Origin of the sequence: Amycolatopsis sp. cg5, from assembly GCF_041346955.1 — a bacterium.
Lineage (GTDB): Bacteria > Actinomycetota > Actinomycetes > Mycobacteriales > Pseudonocardiaceae > Amycolatopsis.
Genome location: NZ_CP166849.1, coordinates 4,981,497 through 4,998,900, shown reverse-complemented (window position 1 = coordinate 4,998,900; position 17,404 = coordinate 4,981,497). Strand labels below are relative to the sequence as shown.

The 17,404-nt window shown below is 69.7% G+C and carries 13 protein-coding genes and 1 pseudogene; 7 read left to right on the top strand and 7 right to left on the bottom strand.

Translation table 11 applies throughout. From position 1 onward, the window contains the following. On the bottom strand, positions 1 to 1,881 hold the full coding sequence (locus tag AB5J62_RS22430) for a BTAD domain-containing putative transcriptional regulator (RefSeq protein ID WP_370941868.1): 1,881 nt from the start codon (positions 1,879 to 1,881) through the stop codon (positions 1 to 3). Positions 1,882 to 2,204: 323 nt separating this feature from the next. Between AB5J62_RS22430 and AB5J62_RS22425 the strand changes: the two genes are divergently transcribed. The 3 genes from AB5J62_RS22425 to AB5J62_RS22415 all read left to right on the top strand — a co-directional run bounded on the left by AB5J62_RS22425 (position 2,205) and on the right by AB5J62_RS22415 (position 4,646). Beyond that, positions 2,205 to 3,434 carry a hypothetical protein gene (locus AB5J62_RS22425; RefSeq protein ID WP_370941867.1) on the top strand — a complete coding sequence of 410 codons (1,230 nt, stop codon included), beginning with the start codon at positions 2,205 to 2,207 and terminating at the stop codon, positions 3,432 to 3,434. After that, a complete protein-coding gene (locus AB5J62_RS22420) occupies positions 3,431 to 3,829 on the top strand; it encodes a PAAR domain-containing protein (RefSeq protein WP_370941866.1) in 399 nt (132 codons plus the stop codon). The genes AB5J62_RS22425 and AB5J62_RS22420 overlap by 4 nt, the downstream gene beginning before the upstream one ends. A 190-nt stretch (positions 3,830 to 4,019) precedes the next feature. Then, a complete protein-coding gene (locus AB5J62_RS22415) occupies positions 4,020 to 4,646 on the top strand; it encodes a response regulator transcription factor (protein WP_370941865.1) in 627 nt (208 codons plus the stop codon). On the opposite strand, the gene AB5J62_RS22410 is transcribed toward AB5J62_RS22415, so the two are convergent. Genes AB5J62_RS22410 through AB5J62_RS22395 form a run of 4 tightly spaced genes read right to left on the bottom strand, consistent with a single transcriptional unit; the run spans position 4,643 to position 7,957 of the window. Beyond that, on the bottom strand, positions 4,643 to 5,974 hold the full coding sequence (locus AB5J62_RS22410; protein ID WP_370941864.1) for a hypothetical protein: 1,332 nt from the start codon (positions 5,972 to 5,974) through the stop codon (positions 4,643 to 4,645). The genes AB5J62_RS22415 and AB5J62_RS22410 overlap by 4 nt on opposite strands. Then, on the bottom strand, positions 5,974 to 6,624 hold the full coding sequence (locus AB5J62_RS22405) for a hypothetical protein (protein WP_370941863.1): 651 nt from the start codon (positions 6,622 to 6,624) through the stop codon (positions 5,974 to 5,976). The genes AB5J62_RS22410 and AB5J62_RS22405 overlap by 1 nt, the downstream gene beginning before the upstream one ends. Continuing rightward, entirely contained in the window at positions 6,621 to 7,325 is a 705-nt protein-coding gene (locus AB5J62_RS22400; protein ID WP_370941862.1) for a hypothetical protein, read from the bottom strand. The genes AB5J62_RS22405 and AB5J62_RS22400 overlap by 4 nt, the downstream gene beginning before the upstream one ends. A 14-nt stretch (positions 7,326 to 7,339) precedes the next feature. Continuing rightward, positions 7,340 to 7,957: a hypothetical protein gene (locus AB5J62_RS22395; protein ID WP_370941861.1), complete on the bottom strand. Its 618-nt coding sequence runs from the start codon at positions 7,955 to 7,957 to the stop codon at positions 7,340 to 7,342. Positions 7,958 to 8,173: 216 nt separating this feature from the next. Between AB5J62_RS22395 and AB5J62_RS22390 the strand changes: the two genes are divergently transcribed. Beyond that, the gene (locus AB5J62_RS22390) at positions 8,174 to 9,034 is read left to right on the top strand and encodes a hypothetical protein (protein WP_370941860.1); all 861 of its coding nucleotides are present in this window, start codon (positions 8,174 to 8,176) and stop codon (positions 9,032 to 9,034) included. Positions 9,035 to 9,038: 4 nt separating this feature from the next. On the opposite strand, the gene AB5J62_RS22385 is transcribed toward AB5J62_RS22390, so the two are convergent. Next, positions 9,039 to 10,610 (bottom strand): DUF885 family protein, encoded by a 1,572-nt coding sequence (locus tag AB5J62_RS22385; protein ID WP_370941859.1) that lies wholly within the window; start codon positions 10,608 to 10,610, stop codon positions 9,039 to 9,041. Between the two features lie 64 nt (positions 10,611 to 10,674). Here AB5J62_RS22385 and AB5J62_RS22380 point away from each other — a divergent pair, with 64 nt between their 5' ends. Further along, positions 10,675 to 11,868 carry a nucleotide disphospho-sugar-binding domain-containing protein gene (locus AB5J62_RS22380; protein WP_370941858.1) on the top strand — a complete coding sequence of 398 codons (1,194 nt, stop codon included), beginning with the start codon at positions 10,675 to 10,677 and terminating at the stop codon, positions 11,866 to 11,868. 74 nt (positions 11,869 to 11,942) lie between these two features. On the opposite strand, the pseudogene AB5J62_RS22375 reads toward AB5J62_RS22380, so the two are convergent. Next, a pseudogene (locus AB5J62_RS22375) lies at positions 11,943 to 15,094 on the bottom strand (BTAD domain-containing putative transcriptional regulator). 130 nt (positions 15,095 to 15,224) lie between these two features. Between AB5J62_RS22375 and AB5J62_RS22370 the strand changes: the two are divergent. Next, positions 15,225 to 16,736, top strand: a complete 1,512-nt coding sequence (locus AB5J62_RS22370; RefSeq protein ID WP_370941857.1) for an FAD-dependent oxidoreductase — start codon at positions 15,225 to 15,227, stop codon at positions 16,734 to 16,736. Then, positions 16,733 to 17,401 (top strand): GDSL-type esterase/lipase family protein, encoded by a 669-nt coding sequence (locus AB5J62_RS22365; RefSeq protein WP_370941856.1) that lies wholly within the window; start codon positions 16,733 to 16,735, stop codon positions 17,399 to 17,401. The genes AB5J62_RS22370 and AB5J62_RS22365 overlap by 4 nt, the downstream gene beginning before the upstream one ends. Positions 17,402 to 17,404 lie beyond the last annotated feature (3 nt).

Below are 17,404 nucleotides of genomic sequence, written 5' to 3'. Positions count from 1 at the left end.
CTAGGGCGAGATCAGCTCAAGGTAACGTCCGCGTGCGTGCACCGCGGCGGCCCGTTTCCCGGTCCGCGTGTACGCCTCTTCGAGCAGCCGCCAGAGGTCGTAGTGGTACTCGTCGACGCGCAGACCACGCAGGCAGGTCTCGACGGCCAGGCTCGGGTTGCCCAGCAGCTGGAGCCCGGCCAGCGCGGCGGTCGCGTTCGCGGCCTCGGTCCTGAGCCGTTCCCGCTCGGGCAGCAGCCACTCGGCGGGCCCCGCCTCGGCGATGAGCTCACCACGGTAGGCGCTCAGCGCACGGCCGAGCAGCGCGCTGAGTCCGGCCGACGGCAAGGAGGCTTGCCCGGATCGCCAGCCGCGCAGCGCGTCTTGGAAGGTCAGCAGGTCGACCTCGCTGCCCGCCGGCAGCACGAGACGGTAGGCGGGCCCGTCACGGACGAGGAGGCTGTGCGAATTCGGTCCCAGCACGGCACGCACACTCGAAACCGCCACGTGGAGCCGATGTTTGGCGCGGCCGAACGCAACATCGGGCCAGAGGACCCCGGCGATCACCTCCTGGTGCAGCGGCCTGCCCGCGTTGACCGACAGCAGCCACAGCAGTGTCTTCGCCTGCCTGCGCAGGCCCGTCAGGTCGCAGGCGTTACCGTCGACCGCGATCTCGTACCGCCCGAAACAGCGCAGCTCGACACGGACCGGGTTCGGCGGCGGGAGCGGCACGCCCAGGCTCGGGGGCCGCGCCTGGGCGATGTGCCGCTGGATGTGGATCACCTCGGTGAGCGCGCCGGGGTCGTGATGGGTGGTGAGCTGCGCGGTGAGCAGCAGCCGCAGCCAGGTTTCGAGTGTCACCGCACCGAGCCGATGCGCCTGTTCGATCGTTTCACGCAGGACCGGGGTGGCGTCGGCGCCCGCGCGGTAGGCAGCCATGCTGATCGCCACGCCGGTCAGCAGCGCGCCCCAGTCGTCGCCCAGCCGCACGCATTCGGCACGCACGGCCAGCGCGTCGTCGGTGAGCCGGTGATCGGTGAGCACCGCGGCCGCGTGCGCGATCCGGGCGAGCCAGAGCCAGCCGTCCGACTCCGCTTCGATGGACAGCCTGCCGAGTTCGGCTTGGGAGAACGCGGGTTCCGCGTCGTCGGCGCCGAGGATGACGCACGTGATCCGGCTGGCGAGTGACACGAAGCGGTCTTCGGCGTAAGCGAGTGGGCCGAGCAGTTCGCGGGCGTGGCCGAGCCCGCCGTCGACGGCGGCCGCGATACCGCGCACGAGCAGCCACCACGGCTCGGTGCCGCCGGCGGCGGGCAGCGCGACGTGGTCGAGGCGCGTCGTGACCACGTCGTGGAGGTAGCGCGAAAGAGTGACATCCCTTGCGTGCGGCGGTTCTGGTTCGCCCATGCCCGGACCCAGCCAGTGAGCCAGCGTCGCCCGCTCGACGGCCGCGCGTCGCGTCATTCGCGCGTCGGCGAAGCGCGATTCCGCCTCCCGATAGGCTTCGCAGGCTTGGGCGAACTGGCCGTTGCCACGCAACCGCCGCGCGTCGGCCAGGCAGACCCAGGGGTCTTCACGCAGCCATGCCGAGGGCACGTGCGCGCTCTCCCGCAGCGCCGGCCACGTTTTCCCGGAGGCGGACAGTGTTTCGGCCGCCGCTGCCCAGTCTTGCGCGTGCGCGTACGCCCGGAAGGCTTCGGCCCAGTAACCTCGCGCGACGAGTTCGGCGGCGGCACGGCGATAAAGCCGAGCCGACGGTAACGCGGATTCGCAGTGATGCTGAACCGCGGTGTGACAGCGAAACAGGGTCCCGGAGGAATCGCAGGGGAGAACCGCCGCCGATTCGGCCAATTCGCGCAGCATCGCCGCACCGGTTTCGATGCCGAGCACCGCGTCGCACATCGGCCCGTCCAGAACACCCAGGCAGCTGGACCGGACGAGGAAATCCCGCAACTCGGGGCGCAGCCGGTCGAAAGGGCTTCGGGGTAGCGGGGTTCGCGTCGCCGCATGACGGTTCCGGTGGCACCGCGGGAGTGCGACCATGTCGGCGTTCTCCCCTCTGCTCGGCTGTGCAGGCTAACCCATTCGCGGCACGCCCCGCAAATTGTGGATCACCCGTTTGCGGTGGCAGGTAACGGTTTTTGCCCTTTCGGACCGTGGTTCGTGCCCGGCGTGCGGCGCGGCGGAGTCCTGTGTGGAGTCCGGCGGGCCGCCACACTGGGCCCATGGCCGTGAGCGTGGTGGTGCCCGCGTTCCCGGGCACCGCGCGCCCCGGCGCCGAGACCCGCTGCCGGGTCCGCGTCCGGAACACCGGCCCCGTCGTCGATCAGTGCACGGTGCTGCTCGTCGGCGAGCCGTCGGACTGGACGCGGGTCGAGCCACCGTCGGTCAACCTGCTGCCGGACGCCGAACGGGAGCTCGACCTCGTGTTCGCGCCGCCGAGGTCACCCGAGGTGCTCGCGGGGGAAAAGCCGTTCGCGATCCGGGTCCTTTCCCGCGAAGATCCGGAAGGCTCGGTCGTCGAAGAGGGCACGGTGACCGTCGAGGCGTTCAGCTCGATCGTCACCGAACTGGTGCCGCGGTCCTCGGCCGGACGGCGGACAGGCGCGCACACCGTCGCCACGGACAACCTGGGCAACGAGGCGAAGTGGCTGACCATCTCGGCGGCGGATCCCGACGACCGGCTGGACTTCCGGATCAAGCCCCGCTCCGCGCTCGCCGAGGCCGGCTACGCGACCTTCGTCAAGGTCAAGGCACGGCCCAAGAAGACCTTCTGGAAAGGCGTCGATCGGACGTTGCCCTTTCAGGTCAGCGTGCACCCGGAGGGCGAGGATGTCTTTCCGCTCAACGGCATCATGACGCAACGGCAGCTGCTGCCTCGCGGCTTGCTGCTGGCGCTCGCCCTGCTGATCGCGCTGGCGCTCGTGCTCGCGATCATGCTGAACACGATACTGGCCAGCACCCCGATCTCGACGGCGCGTTCGACCCAGCCGTCCCCGACCTCGGTCACCTCCTCGTCCTCGAGTCCGGCGAGCGGCTCGGCGTCTTCCTCCGCCGGCGCACGACCGGGCGGATCCGGCAAGCCGAGCGGCAGCGGGCCGAGCCCGGCCTCGCGGTCGAGCGCGTCTCCACCGCACACCGTGCGGATCCGGACCGACGCCGGACCGGTGTCCGGCGACGCCCAGTTGTTCTCCTACGCGGTGCGCCGCGGCTACACCCTGGCCGTCACCACGGTGCGACTGCGGAACACCGCGCGCGACGCGGGAACGTTGCAGATCCGGCGCGACGATCAGACGTTGCTTTCGATCGTCTTGGACACGTTCACCGGCCAGAGTTATCAGCCGGGCTGGACCTTCACCGGCGGGCAGGCCGTGGTGGTCGCCGTGACCTGCCAGAACACACGGAAGGCCTGTACACCCGAGGTGGAGTTCACCGGCAGCCTGACGGGAGCATGACCATGCCACTGCCCGCGGCCAAGCTGGGCGACGGGGTGACCGCCGTCGACACGCACATCGTGCTGGTCCCGACGCCGAGCGGACCGGTGCCCGTCCCGGCGCAGCTGCCGTTCTCGGGCACCATCACGAACCAGTGCAGCCCGACCGTGTCGATCATGGGCCGCCCCGCCGCGGTCGTCGGCAGCCAGGCGGTCAACCAGCCGCCGCACGTGCCGCCCGACGGCACCTTCGCGAACCCGCCGACCAACCTGGGCGTGATCGTCACCGGCAGCCCCACGGTCTGGATCGACGGGGTCCCGGCCGCCCGGTCCGGCGATCAGGTGGCCACCTGCAACGACCCGGCGCCGCTGCCGGTCGGCATGATCACCGCATTGGGCACCGTCTTCTTCGGCTGAACCGCCGTATCCGAGCGTGATCACCCCGGCAAGCCCCGGATGTGATGACATCACGGGCCCGCTTTTCCTTGATCATCAAGGAAAAGAGCAGTTCAGCGTGTTGCCTTGCCGGGGTGGGCCGATGTTGAGCGATTGCTGAGCGCGATCCGCATACTGCGTTCAGTGAGAATCGACCACAGGGAGGGGCGGCATGACGGAACGAATCGCGGTGCAGGTCAGCGGCTTGGACCGCATCTCCGAGCTCGGCGTCAAAGCGGAGCTGCGTGCCAGGCCGGAGCTGCGGCTGGTGGAGCCGGCGGAGCCCGGCATCTCACCGGTCGTCCTGGTGGTGGCGGACGCCGTCGGCGCGCCCTCGTTGCGTCTGGTCAGAGAGCTGCGCGCGCAACGGTCCCGCCGGATAGTCCTCGTGCTCACCGGCATCGACGACGCGGCGCTGCTCAACGCGATCGAAGTCGGCGTCTCGGGCGTCGTCCTGCGCCGTGACGCGACCCCCGAGCGTCTCGTCGGCGCAGTCACCCAAGCCGCGGCGAACAACGGTGTCCTCTCACCCCAGCTGCTGGGCAGGCTGCTGGAGCAGGTGTCCAGACTGCAGCGCCAGGTCCTGGAGCCGCGAGGGCTTCAGTTGTCCGGCATGTCCGGCCGGGAAATCGAAGTGCTCCGCCTCATCTCGGAAGGCTTGGAGATCAAGGAGATCGCCGAGAGGCTCGCCTATTCGGAACGCACGATCAAGAACGCGCTGCACGGTGTCATCGGGCGGTTCCAGTTGCGCAACCGCACCCACGCGGTCGCCTTCGCCATGCGCGAAGGCCTGATCTAGTCGCTGTCTTCTTCTTCCTCTTCTTCGGCCTCACTGTCCGACGGGGTCCCGGTGTCCGTGCGAAAGCCGCGTCCCTTGGACGGCGTGACGGCGTCGCCCATGCCGGTCACCTCGGCTGCCGGTTCCGCGCCCGGCCGCGGATCGGTCACGTACTGCGGCACCGACATCGCGGCGGTCACGGCACGGCGGAACATCGCCTCGTCCGCGCCGAGGCTGAGCAACAGGCCGTACAGACCGGTCGCGGTCGTCCCGGTCCACACCCCGCCGGGGCGGCGGTTGAAGCGAAGCTGCGGGCAGTGGAGCTCCTGGACGAGTCGAAGTGACACGTAGCAGAACAGGCAGGGGCGTTTCCCGCCCGCGATCGACGCCGGACCGCGCCACCCCGACAGCACGAGCGCCTGAGCCAGGCTCTGCTCGGCGTGGACGCAGGTGCTCGGCGACGTCCCGGTCGTGTTCACCGCGATGATGCGGCATTCCAGCGCCGCGTTCGTGATGAGAGTGGCGGCGTTGTTCGGCAGGCCACCATCGATGATCGGCAGGTAGGCCTGGGACAGGGCCGCCAGGATTCCCGTCACCCCGGGTTCCTGTTCGGGGAAGACGTCGGTGTCCACGGCGAGCCGTGCCATGCGCTCCTCGCCGAGCGCGTCGTCGTCACCGGCCATGACGTTGAGCACGCCCTGGGTCTTGCGCGCCTTACGGTCGTAGTCCGCGTCGCCGGAGGGCTGATAACCCTCGGCCAGGTCCGCCAGCTTCCGGCCGATCATCTCTTGGACCGTGCCGGCTTCGTTGGCACTCACCAGTATCCGGTCGTTGACGACCATGGCCTCGATCTCGGTGGACTTGCCGATACTGAGCAGTAACTGGGAGATCTGGTTCAACAGCTGGAGATCGCGGACCGCGTTCTTCGGGCCCGCGCCGGAAGCCAGTCCGTCGGCTGCCCATTTTCCCCGGAAGGTGACGTTGTTGGCGAAGCGCATCGTGCTGGTGGCGCCTCGCGTCGTGGCGAGCACCGTCGTCTTGCTGACGCCGCCTTGCCCCTGCGCGATCGGCCCGGCCACAGTCGCGGGCGGAGCGGAGAGCGCCGCCTGTGTGTACCGGTCGGACACGTCCTCGCTGCCAGGCGCTCCTTGATACGCCTCGTCCACCTCGGCGGCGAGCGTCCTGGCCCGCTTCAGGATGATGTTCCTCGCGTCTTCGAGCATGGCGAGCACAGCGGAACCGGCGCGCGTCGCGTCGATCTCAGCTTCGTCTTCGGATTCTTCCTCGGATTCTTCATCGGGCTTTTCGTCAGTGCTTTGCGACTCGTCGATCCGGCGTTTCGGAGGCATCATTTCCCCTTCGTGGAAAGCTCGGCGAGCACGGCGTTGTCCAGCATTTCCGCGACCTGTTCGTCACTGAGGTCCTGGGCGGTCACCCCGAGCCGCCGGATCTCCTCGAGAGCCTCCCGCAGCGCGGCGTCGCGCCCGGACACCATTTCCGCGAGCGGTTCCGGCTCCGGTTCGGCCGGTCGAGCCGTCCACTCGGCCAGCAGGTCATCCAGCCACACGGCCTTGTGATCGCCTGGATGGCCATCCCAGTCCGGACCCCACAGCCCGGCCAGCTGCTCGCGCAATGGCGCTTCCCACTCAGCGCCCCAAACGCTCGTCAGTACGTCGCGCTGCGCCGTGGTCACCCAGCCGAACGGCGGCTCGCGCAGCGACCAGAACAACGCGGGCAGCCACGGCTCGAGTTCGAGCAGCCGGTCGACCAGGTAGACGCCCTCAGCGGAGACCAGCTCGGCGAACACCTCGACGGTCCGGTCGGAAACCGCCGCGTCGCGCCGGACCTGTTCCACCAGCACGGCCACGTCGTCGCCGGCCTCTTGCCGAGCTTCCCGGACGGTACGCCACCAAGCGAGCACCTCGTCGTCGTCACGAAGCTCGAACGCGAGCACCAGCCCGGCGGTCGTGTCGTCCACGCTGTCGCCGGGACGGGTCATGTGGCACCGTCCTTGCGTTGGGGGGCGGGCTTTTTCAGCTGGGGATACTTCTCGGTGTCGATGAAGCCCATGCCCGGCATCGCCTGGTCGGCATGCACCCCGATGGTCGTGAGGTTGAAGGCCTGCACATAGGCGCGGCCCGCGTCGGCGAGCGCCTGGTGCAGTCCGGTGTCGAAGACGTCGTACCCCTTGCCGTACGCGGCTTCCACGAAGTCCGGAATACCTTTGACGATCTCCTGATGGTGATCGGTCATCTGCCCGGCGGACCCCGTGAAGACGGCCGTGACGGTCTGCTTGACCGTAGACAGGTCAGCGTCGTTCGCGGGCGTGACGAGCCCGCCCCGGCTTTGCGCGAGGTCGTACAGGATCTTCGCGGCCCGCCGGAATTCGGCGTGCCCGATCTCCGGATACATCTCGTCCGGGGATCCCGCGGCGACCGCGGCCACCGTGTCCTCGGGCGACATCTTGGCAGCCGCTTCCTTGTGTTTCCGCAACTCCTCTTCGAGCCCGTTCAGCGCGTCACGAAGCCGTTCCCGCTCGCCTGGCAAGAACACGATCTTCGTCCAGAACTGCCGGATCTCCTTGATACATTCGTCGACCGCTTCGATTGATTGCTTATCGTAAGGTGTCGCACGCCAATTATTTCGGCAAGTCATGACTTTCCGGTAGTAGCTTTCCGACAGCGAAGGCGCATTCCCCACTTTTCCTCCTCGCGCTACGCAGTGGCGATGGAGCGGATTTCCGCGGCGAACCCGTCGACCGCCTGAATGAGGTCTTCGACGGTCGGTTCCGCGGTGAGACCCTGATAGAACGCGTCGACGACCTCCTGCCCGATCCGAGCCCCGGCGTCGGGCGTCCAGTCCACCGCCTGCGCGGTGACCTTGGTCCAGATGTCCTCCCACACCCGCCCGGCCTCCTCCGGGCTCGGATCAGCCAGTTCACCCAGCACACGCACATAGATCGCATTGGACTCGTCGAGCACCGAGATCTCAGCCGCGACCTGGCTGTCCTCGCCCGTCGCCAGCGTGCCGAACGGCTGCCAGTCCCCGGCCGGCGCGTCCCGCGACGCCGCCCAAACCCACTCGTCGGCGCTCCCGGCGGGCCGCGCGAACACGTCGCCGTACGGCATGGCTGTCAGCACCGCCCGAAGATCCTCGAAAACCGGATCACCCCCGAGCACCTCGACGAGGTCGTCGAACCGCTCCACGCCGCCGTATCGCTCCACGACGCCGCGCAATTCGGCGACACTGGAACAAGCGGCCAATTCGGCCTGCGCCGCGCCTTCGAGCCCGGCGAACAGATCTGCGTACGCGTCGATGTCAGGAATCACCACGGGATCGACGGTAACGCCGGAACGCCCGTTTCCAGTGCGCCGGAAGGCTCTCGCCACGGGCACACCCGCCTGCCCGTCCGCCCCTGCATCGATCCGTGTAGCAGTCAACGACCTGTCCGCTGAGGACGGTGACGTGCCGCCTGAACAGGCGTACTTCCGTCACTCCTCCGGTGGTCACCGCCAGCGGGGGAGTGACGGGCGGTGTAGTGATCAACCATGGGCGATTTGTGCGAGCAGGTGGAGTGGAACTTCCTGGAGGCGGCGTCGGCGTACAGCTCGTTCAGCGGCCTGGCGACGAGCATGGTGCTGGCCTCGCTGGTGATCGTCCTCGTGCAGTACAAGGGCGAGGAGGACAACTCGGGCCCGGTGGCGCTGTTCACCATCACGCTGCTCGCGCTCGGCACCGACACGTTCATCTTCGGCTCCGCGATCGGTGACTCCGCATGCGCCCGCGCCAGCACCCAGGGCATGCTCGCCAGCAGCACACTGGGGGTCGGCGTGGTCATCCTGCTGACCGGCATTTCCGCGCTGCAGGCCAGGTTCAAGCAGTCGCTGTCGGAGCTCGCGCTGGTGGGCGCGGTGGTGACGGCCATCGGCGCCGCCGGCTCGATGGGGCTGCTGACGCTGTGGTCGGTCCGGTATGTCAACGGCGCGGTCCAGCTGGGCCTGCGGCCGGGACCGCCGATGTCGTTCGTGCCCGCGATGATCCTGATCGGGCTGTTCGTCGCGATGATCGTCGTGGTCGCGCTGCGCGCGCCGGGCGAACGCGTCCGGCGGCGCGCGATCGTGCTGGCGACCGGGGTGTATCTGCTGCACATCCTCGCGGTGATCGTGATGTACATGGTCACCATCGTGGTGCCGATGAGCGAGTGGACCGTGCGGACGGGCTTGGCGATCGAACTGATCACCGTCGCGATCACGATCGGGTTCCCGCTGGTCGAGCTGGCCGCGATCGTGGTGTCGATCGACTGGCGGGTCGGCCGTGGGCGCTGGCGTGACCTGCTGGCCGACCGGACCGCGGTCATCCCGGCCCAGCACCGCGAACCCGCGGCCGACCCGGTTCCCCAGGACTCGTGACCCCTTAGCCGAGCAGCTCCCAGCGCTGCAGCGCGAGCGGCACGTTGCCTTCGCGCCACAGCCGGTCGTGGAACTCGCGCAACCCGAAACCGGCGGGCAGATCCGCGATCAACTCGGTGATCTGCAGCTTGCCGACCTGATAGCTGAGGCCCTGGCCTGGGTATCCCGCGAAGAACACGGCCTCCTCCCAAGCGGTCTGCCGGTCCGCCGGAACCCGCCGCTCGATCTGCTCGGCGGCTTCTTCGATGGTGAGTTCCCCGGACGCGAGCGCGATGTCGATCTCGGCGCGCAGCGCACGCAGCCGCTGGAAGTTGGTGATGATCAGCGCGCTCGCGGGCGCATCGTCGAACAACCCGGCCTTGAGCATCAGTTCTTCGTTGTAGAAGGCGATTCCCTCGTTCGGCGTCGAGTCGTAGAAGTGCCTGCGCGCGGGGTCGGGATGGCGCCACCCGAGTGCCAGCTGCTGCGCGTGGACGCCTTCGTGGCAAATGCCGAGCCGGGGATCGACCGCGCCCGCGATCTCGAAGTACGGCAGGTCCGCGCGGGGTTCGGGAATGTAGCGGAATGCGTCGTCGCCGACGCGACTGGCGGAGGTGAGATCGTCCGTGACGCCGAGCGAGCTCAGGGGAGCGAGGTAGTCGGGCATCGGGGTGAGCAGATAGCGGCGGAGCGTCTCCGGCTGGCTGAGCAGATCGTGCTCCTCGTAGAACCGGCGTATCTCCAGCTCGGCCCGGTCTTGTGCCCGCACCTGCTCGGCGGCGGTCGCGGGAAGCGCGGGCGGCAGGAGGTCGCGGTGGCGGTTCTTGAGCACTTTCTCGGTGGCGACCGCCCGGTCCCACTCCTGGCGGGCCATCTCGCGAAGTCGTTGCGGCGTATAGGGAAGCAGCGCGACCTCGCGCAGGAAGAACTCGAGCGACCCGGATTTGGTCTCCGGGTCGAAGTCGTGCGGTTCGCTCAACCAGCCGCGGTAGGTCTCCAGCGCGTCCGCGGCCTGGGTGGTCGCGTCAGGCAGTTCGCTCGCCAGGCGCGACGGCAGGTGCGGCGCCAGAGCCCTCATGGCTGTTTCGAGCTTCTGCCGCACACCGTCGAGCATCTGGACGGCCGAGCGGGCGAACGGCGCGGCGGCGTGTCCGGTCAGATTCTCCTTGCCGTGGGCCAAAGTCTCCGGGATGCGGCGCAGGTGCCGGAGTACCGCCTCGGCGCGCTCGCCCTCGAAGGGCTGCCGGACCAGGAGGACTTCGTGCAGCGGCACCAGGGCCTGGTCGACGTAGAAACCCGGGTTGCGCTGCCAGTTGCGGAGCTGGTCGAGTTCCCAGCGGACCTTCGCGAGCGCCGAATCGAGCAGTTTGCCGTTGACCCGCACCGGGATCGGCTCGCCGGTCAGGTCGAGCGCGTCCCGCTTCAGCTCGAACGCGGCGAGGGTCCGGCGTCGCGCGGCGACGGCGTCGGGTGACCAGTCGGCGACCCAGCCGTCCGGGCGTTCGACGCGGGGCAGGTCGTCCGGTGAATCCGCTTGGGTGACCGTTCGCCATGCCCAGAATTCGCTCAGCAGCGCGTCGACGCCGGAGTTCCCCATGACCGCCAGCAAACGCGAAAACCCTCCCGCTCGCAAGGCAGCCGGATTCTGCCAAGGTGGAGTCATGAAGATCCTGTTCACCACGGCACCCGGTTACGGACTCACCCTTCCGCTGATCCCGCTGGTCTGGGCCGCCCGCGCGGCCGGCCACGAGGTACTGCTCGCCACCACGTCGGAAATGACCGATGTGTGCGTGCGTGCCGGGCTTCCGGTCGTCGACGTGTTCCCGCAGCGCGATGTCTGGGGCGACCTGATGTCGGTCGTCCGCGGCGAAACCGACCCGGAAACCGAGCTGCCGGAGGAATACCGCCTGGCCGGGAAATCCGGGAACCCGTTCGGAATGTTCACCGCCACCATGACCGAGGGCACGATCGAGGCGGGGCGGGCGTTCGGGGCCGAGTTCATCGTCTACACCTCCGACCACTCCGCGGGCATGCTCGCCGCGTCCGCGCTGGGCGTGCCGTCGCTGGAGGTGGGCAACCGGGTTTCCTGGTCGGCACGGGACGCCGAATGGGTCGCCGAGCACGATGTCTTCGGCGAGGACGAGCTGGACGATCTGCTGCGGGCCAAGCTCGGCATCGGCGACGCGCGCCCGGCCGTGGTCGCCAGGATCGATCCGCGCGCCCCCAGCATGGGCGGGCTGACCGGCGACGAGCCGGACCACCGCGACGGCGTGCCGTGGTGGCCGATGCGGTTCGTGCCGTTCAACGGCGGCACGGCCGTGCCGGACTGGGCGCTGCGGCGCGGGGACCGGCCACGCGTCGCGGTCACTCTCGGCACCGTCGTGCCCGCGCTGTCCGGGACTACCAACCTCACGGTCGTCGTCGAGGCGCTCGGCGGGATGGACGTCGACGTCGTGCTCGCGGCGGGCACGGCCGACCTGACCGACCTCGGGACACTCCCGGCCAATGTCCGCTCGGTCGGTTTCCTTCCCCTGTCGGCGTTTCTGCCGACCTGCGACGCGATCGTGCACCACGGCGGCTCCGGCACCACGGCCGCGCCGTTGTTCTACGGGGTGCCGCAGCTGGTGCTGCCCGCGTTCGCCGACAACCCGATGTCCGCGAAGCGGGTCGCCGACCGCGGCGTCGGCCTCAGCCAGGATCCGGCCACCGCCGAGGTCGACGGCATCCGCGCCATGGTGCGGCGCCTGCTCGACGAAGACGGGTTCCGCACGGCCGCTGCCGAGGTCGCCGCTGAGATGGCCACCCAGCCGAGCCCGAGCAGCGTGCTCGAACGGGCGGTCAAGCAAGCCGGTTGACCAGCGCGCCCAGCACGGTCAGCGCCGCGACGGGAAGGGCGGCCTCTATCCACGGCCGGGATCGCAGACAGGCTCTAAGACGATTCCAGCCGGGCGGGATCGACTTCGGACATGGCCGCCGCGCTGTCCAGCCGCCAGCCCTTGCCGTACGCCGCGGCGAAGTTTTCCTCGCCCAGCGCGGCCTGTCCACGGCGGGTGAGGTCGCGAACCCACGGCTCGGTGCGGTCGTGCGCGCCGCGCAGGCGGGCGGCCGCGCCGAGGATGACCGCCGTGTCGGCGTACCGGTCGTGCAGCGCCGCGAGTCCGGCCACGCTCACCGCGACCGCGGCCACGACCGGCATGTCCAAGCTGGCGACCGCCGCCGCGTAAGCCACGCCCGCCGCTTCCGAGGCGCCCGTGCCGTCGCCCGATGCGACGCGGAGCAAGGTTCGGGCCGCTCCGATCAACGCCCGGCCATGGTCGTCGTCGAACGTGAGTTGTTCGCTCAAGCGGGCTTCGGCGGCGTCGAGCAGCTCGCGTGCTCGGCCGAGCTCACCGGCGCGGAGGCTCAGGTTCGCTTCACGCAGGTCGAGCATCATCGAGATCTCGGGCGGGGCCGGGTGCTGGGCGCGCTCGCGGGTCGCGGTGATCAGGTCGGCGGCGCGCGCGGTCTCGTCGAGGCGGACGTACAGGTCGATCCAGCGGAGGCTGATGAACAACTCGTCGCTGAGGCTGAGTGACCAGAACTCGCGGGCGAGCCGGGTCGTCTCGGTCAAGTCGGCGAGCGCGCCGTCGAGGTCGCCGTCGGACTGCCGCAGCAACGCACGCAACGGCAGCGCGGTCGCCTGGCCCCAGCGGTCGCCCGCACGGGCGAAGCAGTCGAGCGCGGCGGTCGCGTCTTCGTGCGCCTGGGCGTGGTTGCCGCCGTTCTCGGCGAAATGGGCGCGGAACATGCGGGCCAGGCCGGCGAGCCAGACGTCCGGGCCGTCGATCACGCGCTGGATGATCGTCAGCCATGCCTCGGTTTCGCGGACGAAGGCAAGCCTGAGCGTGGTCAGCGCGCCGCCGAAGCCCGGCAACTCCGGATACGCCAGCAGCCGGCCGATGAGCGCACGCAGGTTGTCGTCGCGCTCGTTGAGCCAGTCGTTGACGAGCGCGCTTTGCGTCGCGGCGGTCGTGAGAAGCAGCCACTCGGCGACGTCACGCTCCACGCCTGGCGTGGTGGACGCCGTGACGGCCTCGCCGAGCCAGTAGGCCGCGTCCTGCTTCCGGCCGAGCATTTGCCAGTACCACGTGAGATCCACGGCGAGCGCGATCGCGCCGACGTGGGTGTCGCATCGCCACCGCAGCGCGGCGAGGATGTTGTCGTACTCGGCGCGCAGGATGTGGAGCGCGTCGAGTTGGCGGGGGCCGCGCAGCTGCGGATCGCAATGGGCGACCAGAGCGGCGAAATAGCCGGCGGCTCGGTCGCGAACGTCGGTCAGCGTCTCCTGCTCAGCGAGGTTCCGCAGTCCGTACTCGCGGATCGTCTCCAGCATCCGGTATCGGCCGGTGTCCGGCGCGAGCTGAAGCAACGACCGGTCGACCAGTCCGGCGAGCAACTCCGGGACAGCTTCGATTCCCGCGCAGACGGCGGTCGCCGACGCGGCCGTGACGCCGCCGGGCAGTACCGCGATCTGCTCGGCGACCGTGCGCGAGTCCGCGTCGAGCAAATCCCAGCTCCACTCGATGACCGCGCGGAGTGTGCGGTGGCGGGGGAGCGCGGTGCGGCTTCCCATGGTGAGCAAGCGGAATCTGTCGGACAACCCCGCGGCGAGGTCGGTCAGCGAGAGCGTCCGGAGACGGGCAGCGGCCAGTTCGAGTGCGAGCGGCATGCCGTCCAGGCTATGGACGATGTTCAGGACCTCGGCGAGATTGTGCTCGTCGACGGCGAAACCGGGGCGGACGGCCGCGGCCCGCTCGGTGAACAGCCGGACCGACGCGGAGCGCCGAGCCTGCTCGACGTCGGCGTCCGGTCCGGGCAGGGGAAGCGGGCCTAGGGGGACCAGCGCCTCGCCGTCGATGGCGAGCGGCTCGCGGCTGGTGGCCAGCACACGCAACCCGGCGCAGCGGGTCAGCAGCGCGGAAAGCAGGTGGGCCACCGCGTCGATCAGGTGCTCGCAGTTGTCCATCACGAGCAGGGTTTCCTGGCCGTCGAGCTGATCGACGAGCACGTCCAGCTCGCTTCGGTCCTCCCGCAGTTCGGCCGAGCCCTCAAACAACGCGGAGCCACGTAACCCGATCGCGGCCAGTAGCGCCGCGCCGACCTTGGCCGGTTCGGTGACGGAGGCGAGATCGATCAGCCAGGCGCGCTCGCGGCGCCGCGCGGCTTCGAGAGCCAGCCGGGTTTTGCCCGCGCCGCCGGGGCCGAGGACCGTGACGAGACGGCCGCTGGTGAGCAGCGTTTCGATGCGGGCAAGGTCGTCGTCGCGGCCGATGAAACTGGTCAGCGCTGCCGGCAACGAACTGGACTTCGTGCGCGCGACCGGTTGCTCGGTACGCAGCAGCCGGAGGTGACGTTCCCGCAGCGCGGCGCCCGGGTCGGTGCCGAGCGTCTCGGCGAGGGTTTCGCGGATGCGCTCGTAGCGCGCCAGCGCTTCGGCTTGGCGCCCTTGAGCGGCGAGTGCGTCCATGAGCGAGGCGGCGGCGCGCTCATGGACGGGGTGCTCGGCGAGCAGTGCCGTCAAGCGGTCGGCGGCCGTGTCGGCCCGGCCCAGCGCCAGCTCGGCGTCGGCGAGGTCGACGGTCGCTTCGGTCGCGATCTCCGCCAGTCGGGTCGCGAAGACGGGCGCGACCGCGGGCTCCCCCCCCACAGCGTCACGGCCTCGCCGAGCACGGCCGCCGCACCGGTCGGATCCCCGGCGCGCAGCCGGTCACGGCCCGCCGCGGCGAGTTGCTCGAACCGCAGCGCGTCGACGTCCGGCGCTGCCACGGCCAGGCGATAACCGCCCGCGACCTGCGTGACGTCGTCGGCCGAGCCGAGAGTGCGGCGCAGCCGGGAAACGAGGGCTTGCAGGGCGTGCGAGGGATCTGCCGGCGGGTCCTCTGCCCAGATCGCGTCGATCAGGACACTCTGGTCGACCGCGCGTCCGGCCGCGAGTGCCAGCCGGACCACGAGGCCTTGCAAGCGGGCACCCGGCACGGGCAGCGCCTCGTCGCCGCGCGACACCTGAAACGCGCCGAGCAGCGTAACGCGCAGCCGGTCCATGCCTTGATCTTCGCGTGTGCGCTGGTGTGAGCGTCATGTGGCCCCGTGTCAACGCGATGTGCGCCTCGTGTGAGCGAGCCCCGGCAGTGTTGCCGTGTCGCCGAAATCCGGCGGCGGAAGGGGAAATCTCATGCATGACGTAGTGATCGTGGGCGCGGGCCCGGTCGGCCTGTTCGTGGCGTGCGAGCTCGGCCTCGCCGGCTGCTCCGTGCTGGTGCTCGAACGGGAGCCCGAGGCGAACTCCCCATGGCGGGCTGCCCCGCTCGGCATGCGTGGCCTGTTCGCCGCGTCGGTCGAGGCGTTCCAGCGCCGTGGCCTGCTGGACCCGCTGCTGTCGGCCTCCGGTGTGCAGAACGTTCCCGGCACGGACGCGTCCGGCCGTCGCGGCGCCGGGCATTTCGCGGGCATCATGCTCGACCCGGCCAACATCGACGACAGCGCGCTGCCGTTCCGGCTGCCCAACGCGGCGCCGGAGGCCGTGATGACGGACCTCGAGGTGATCGAGTCGGTGCTGTCCGAGCAGGCGGCGAAGCTCGGCGTGGAGATCAGGCGCGGCGTCGCGGTCTCCGACCTCGCCCAGTACGACGACAAGGTGGTCCTGTACGCGGGTGAGGACGAGTACCCGGCGCGCTGGGTCGTCGGCTGCGATGGCGGCCGCAGCACCGTCCGCAAGCTCGCGGGTTTCGAGTTCGTCGGGACCGAGCCGCAGTTCACCGGCTACACGGTGCTCGCTACCATCGCCGACCCCGAGAAGCTCAAGCCCGGCATCAACCTGACGCCGAACGGCATGTACCTCAAGCGGGAGACGGACGGCCACCTCGGCTACATGGACTTCGACGGCGGCGCGTTCGACCGTTCGCAGGAGCCGACCCGCGAGCACCTGCAGACGGTGTTGCGCCGGGTGTCCGGCACCGACGTGACACTGACCGACATCCAGCTCTCGTCGACCTTCACCGACCGTGCCAAGCAGACCACGAGCTACCGGAACGGCCGGGTCCTGCTCGCGGGCGACGCCGCGCACATCATGTCCCCGCTCGGCGGCCAGGGTCTCAACATCGGGATGGGCGACGCGATCAACCTGGGCTGGAAGCTCGCGGCGACCGTGCTCGGCCACGCCCCCGAAGGGCTGCTCGACACCTACACCGCCGAACGTCATCGCTTCGGCGCCCTCGCGCTGGAGTGGACTCGCGCCCAGGTCGCGGCGATGCGGCCGGACCCACACTCGCAAGCGGTCCAAAGCCTGATCCGCGACCTGCTGGCGACCACGGACGGCACGACGTACGTGTACGCGAAGTTCTTGGGCGCGTCGATCCGGTACGACCTCGGTGACTCGCACCCGCTGGTCGGGCGTGTCGCTCCCGAGTTCGAGCTTACGGACGGCGTCCGGCTCAGTGACCTGATGCAGGACGGCCGAGGCGTCGTACTCGACTTCAGCGCTGATCAGAACCTCCGTGATTCGGCTTCACACTGGGAAAACCGGGTGCGCTACGTGGCGGGCGCGGCTCGCGATGACCTCGGCGTGGGTGCGGTGCTCGTGCGTCCCGATGGCGTTGTCGCCTGGGCCGGCGAAGGCTCGTCCGACCGCGAGGCGTTCGAGCGCGCCGTGCGTCAGTGGTTCGGCAACCCGGAGCTGTCGCGATGACGATCAACCTTCGACCGGGGAGCACGGTGGTGTTCGTCGGCGACTCGATCACCGATTGCCAGCGGCTCGAGAGCGAAGACGGGCTCGGGTTCGGGTACCCGCTGCGGGTGGCGGGGGAGTGGGACTTCCGGTACTCGCACCGGGCGGTGAACTGGCTGAACGTCGCGCGTGGCGGTGACAAGGTCATGGATCTCGAAGCCCGGTGGCGAGCGGATGTCCTCGGCGCCCGCCCGAACGTCGTGTCGATACTCGTCGGGATCAACGATGTGGGCTGGCAAACGCTGAGTCCGCAGGGACGGCCCATCCCCTTGGGGGAGTTCGAAGCGGGCTATGACCGGCTGCTCGCGCCGCTGACCGAGGCGGGTACGACGGTGATCATGATCGAGCCATTCCTGCTGCCGATTCGTGGGGTGGTCGAGGCGGGCCGGGGCTATGCGCTCATCGGTGAGAAGGAGCGCAAGGAGTGGCGCGCCGATCTCGATCCGAAGATCGAGGTCGTTCGCGAGCTCGCCCGTAGACACGGCGCGCACCTGATCGGCGCGGACGACATGTTCGCCAAGCTTGCCGCGACGACCGGGCCCGAGTACTGGGCGGCGGACGGCATTCATCCGACGCCCGCGGGTCATGCCGCGCTCGCGGCCGCCTGGTTGCGGCTGGTGACGTGAGGT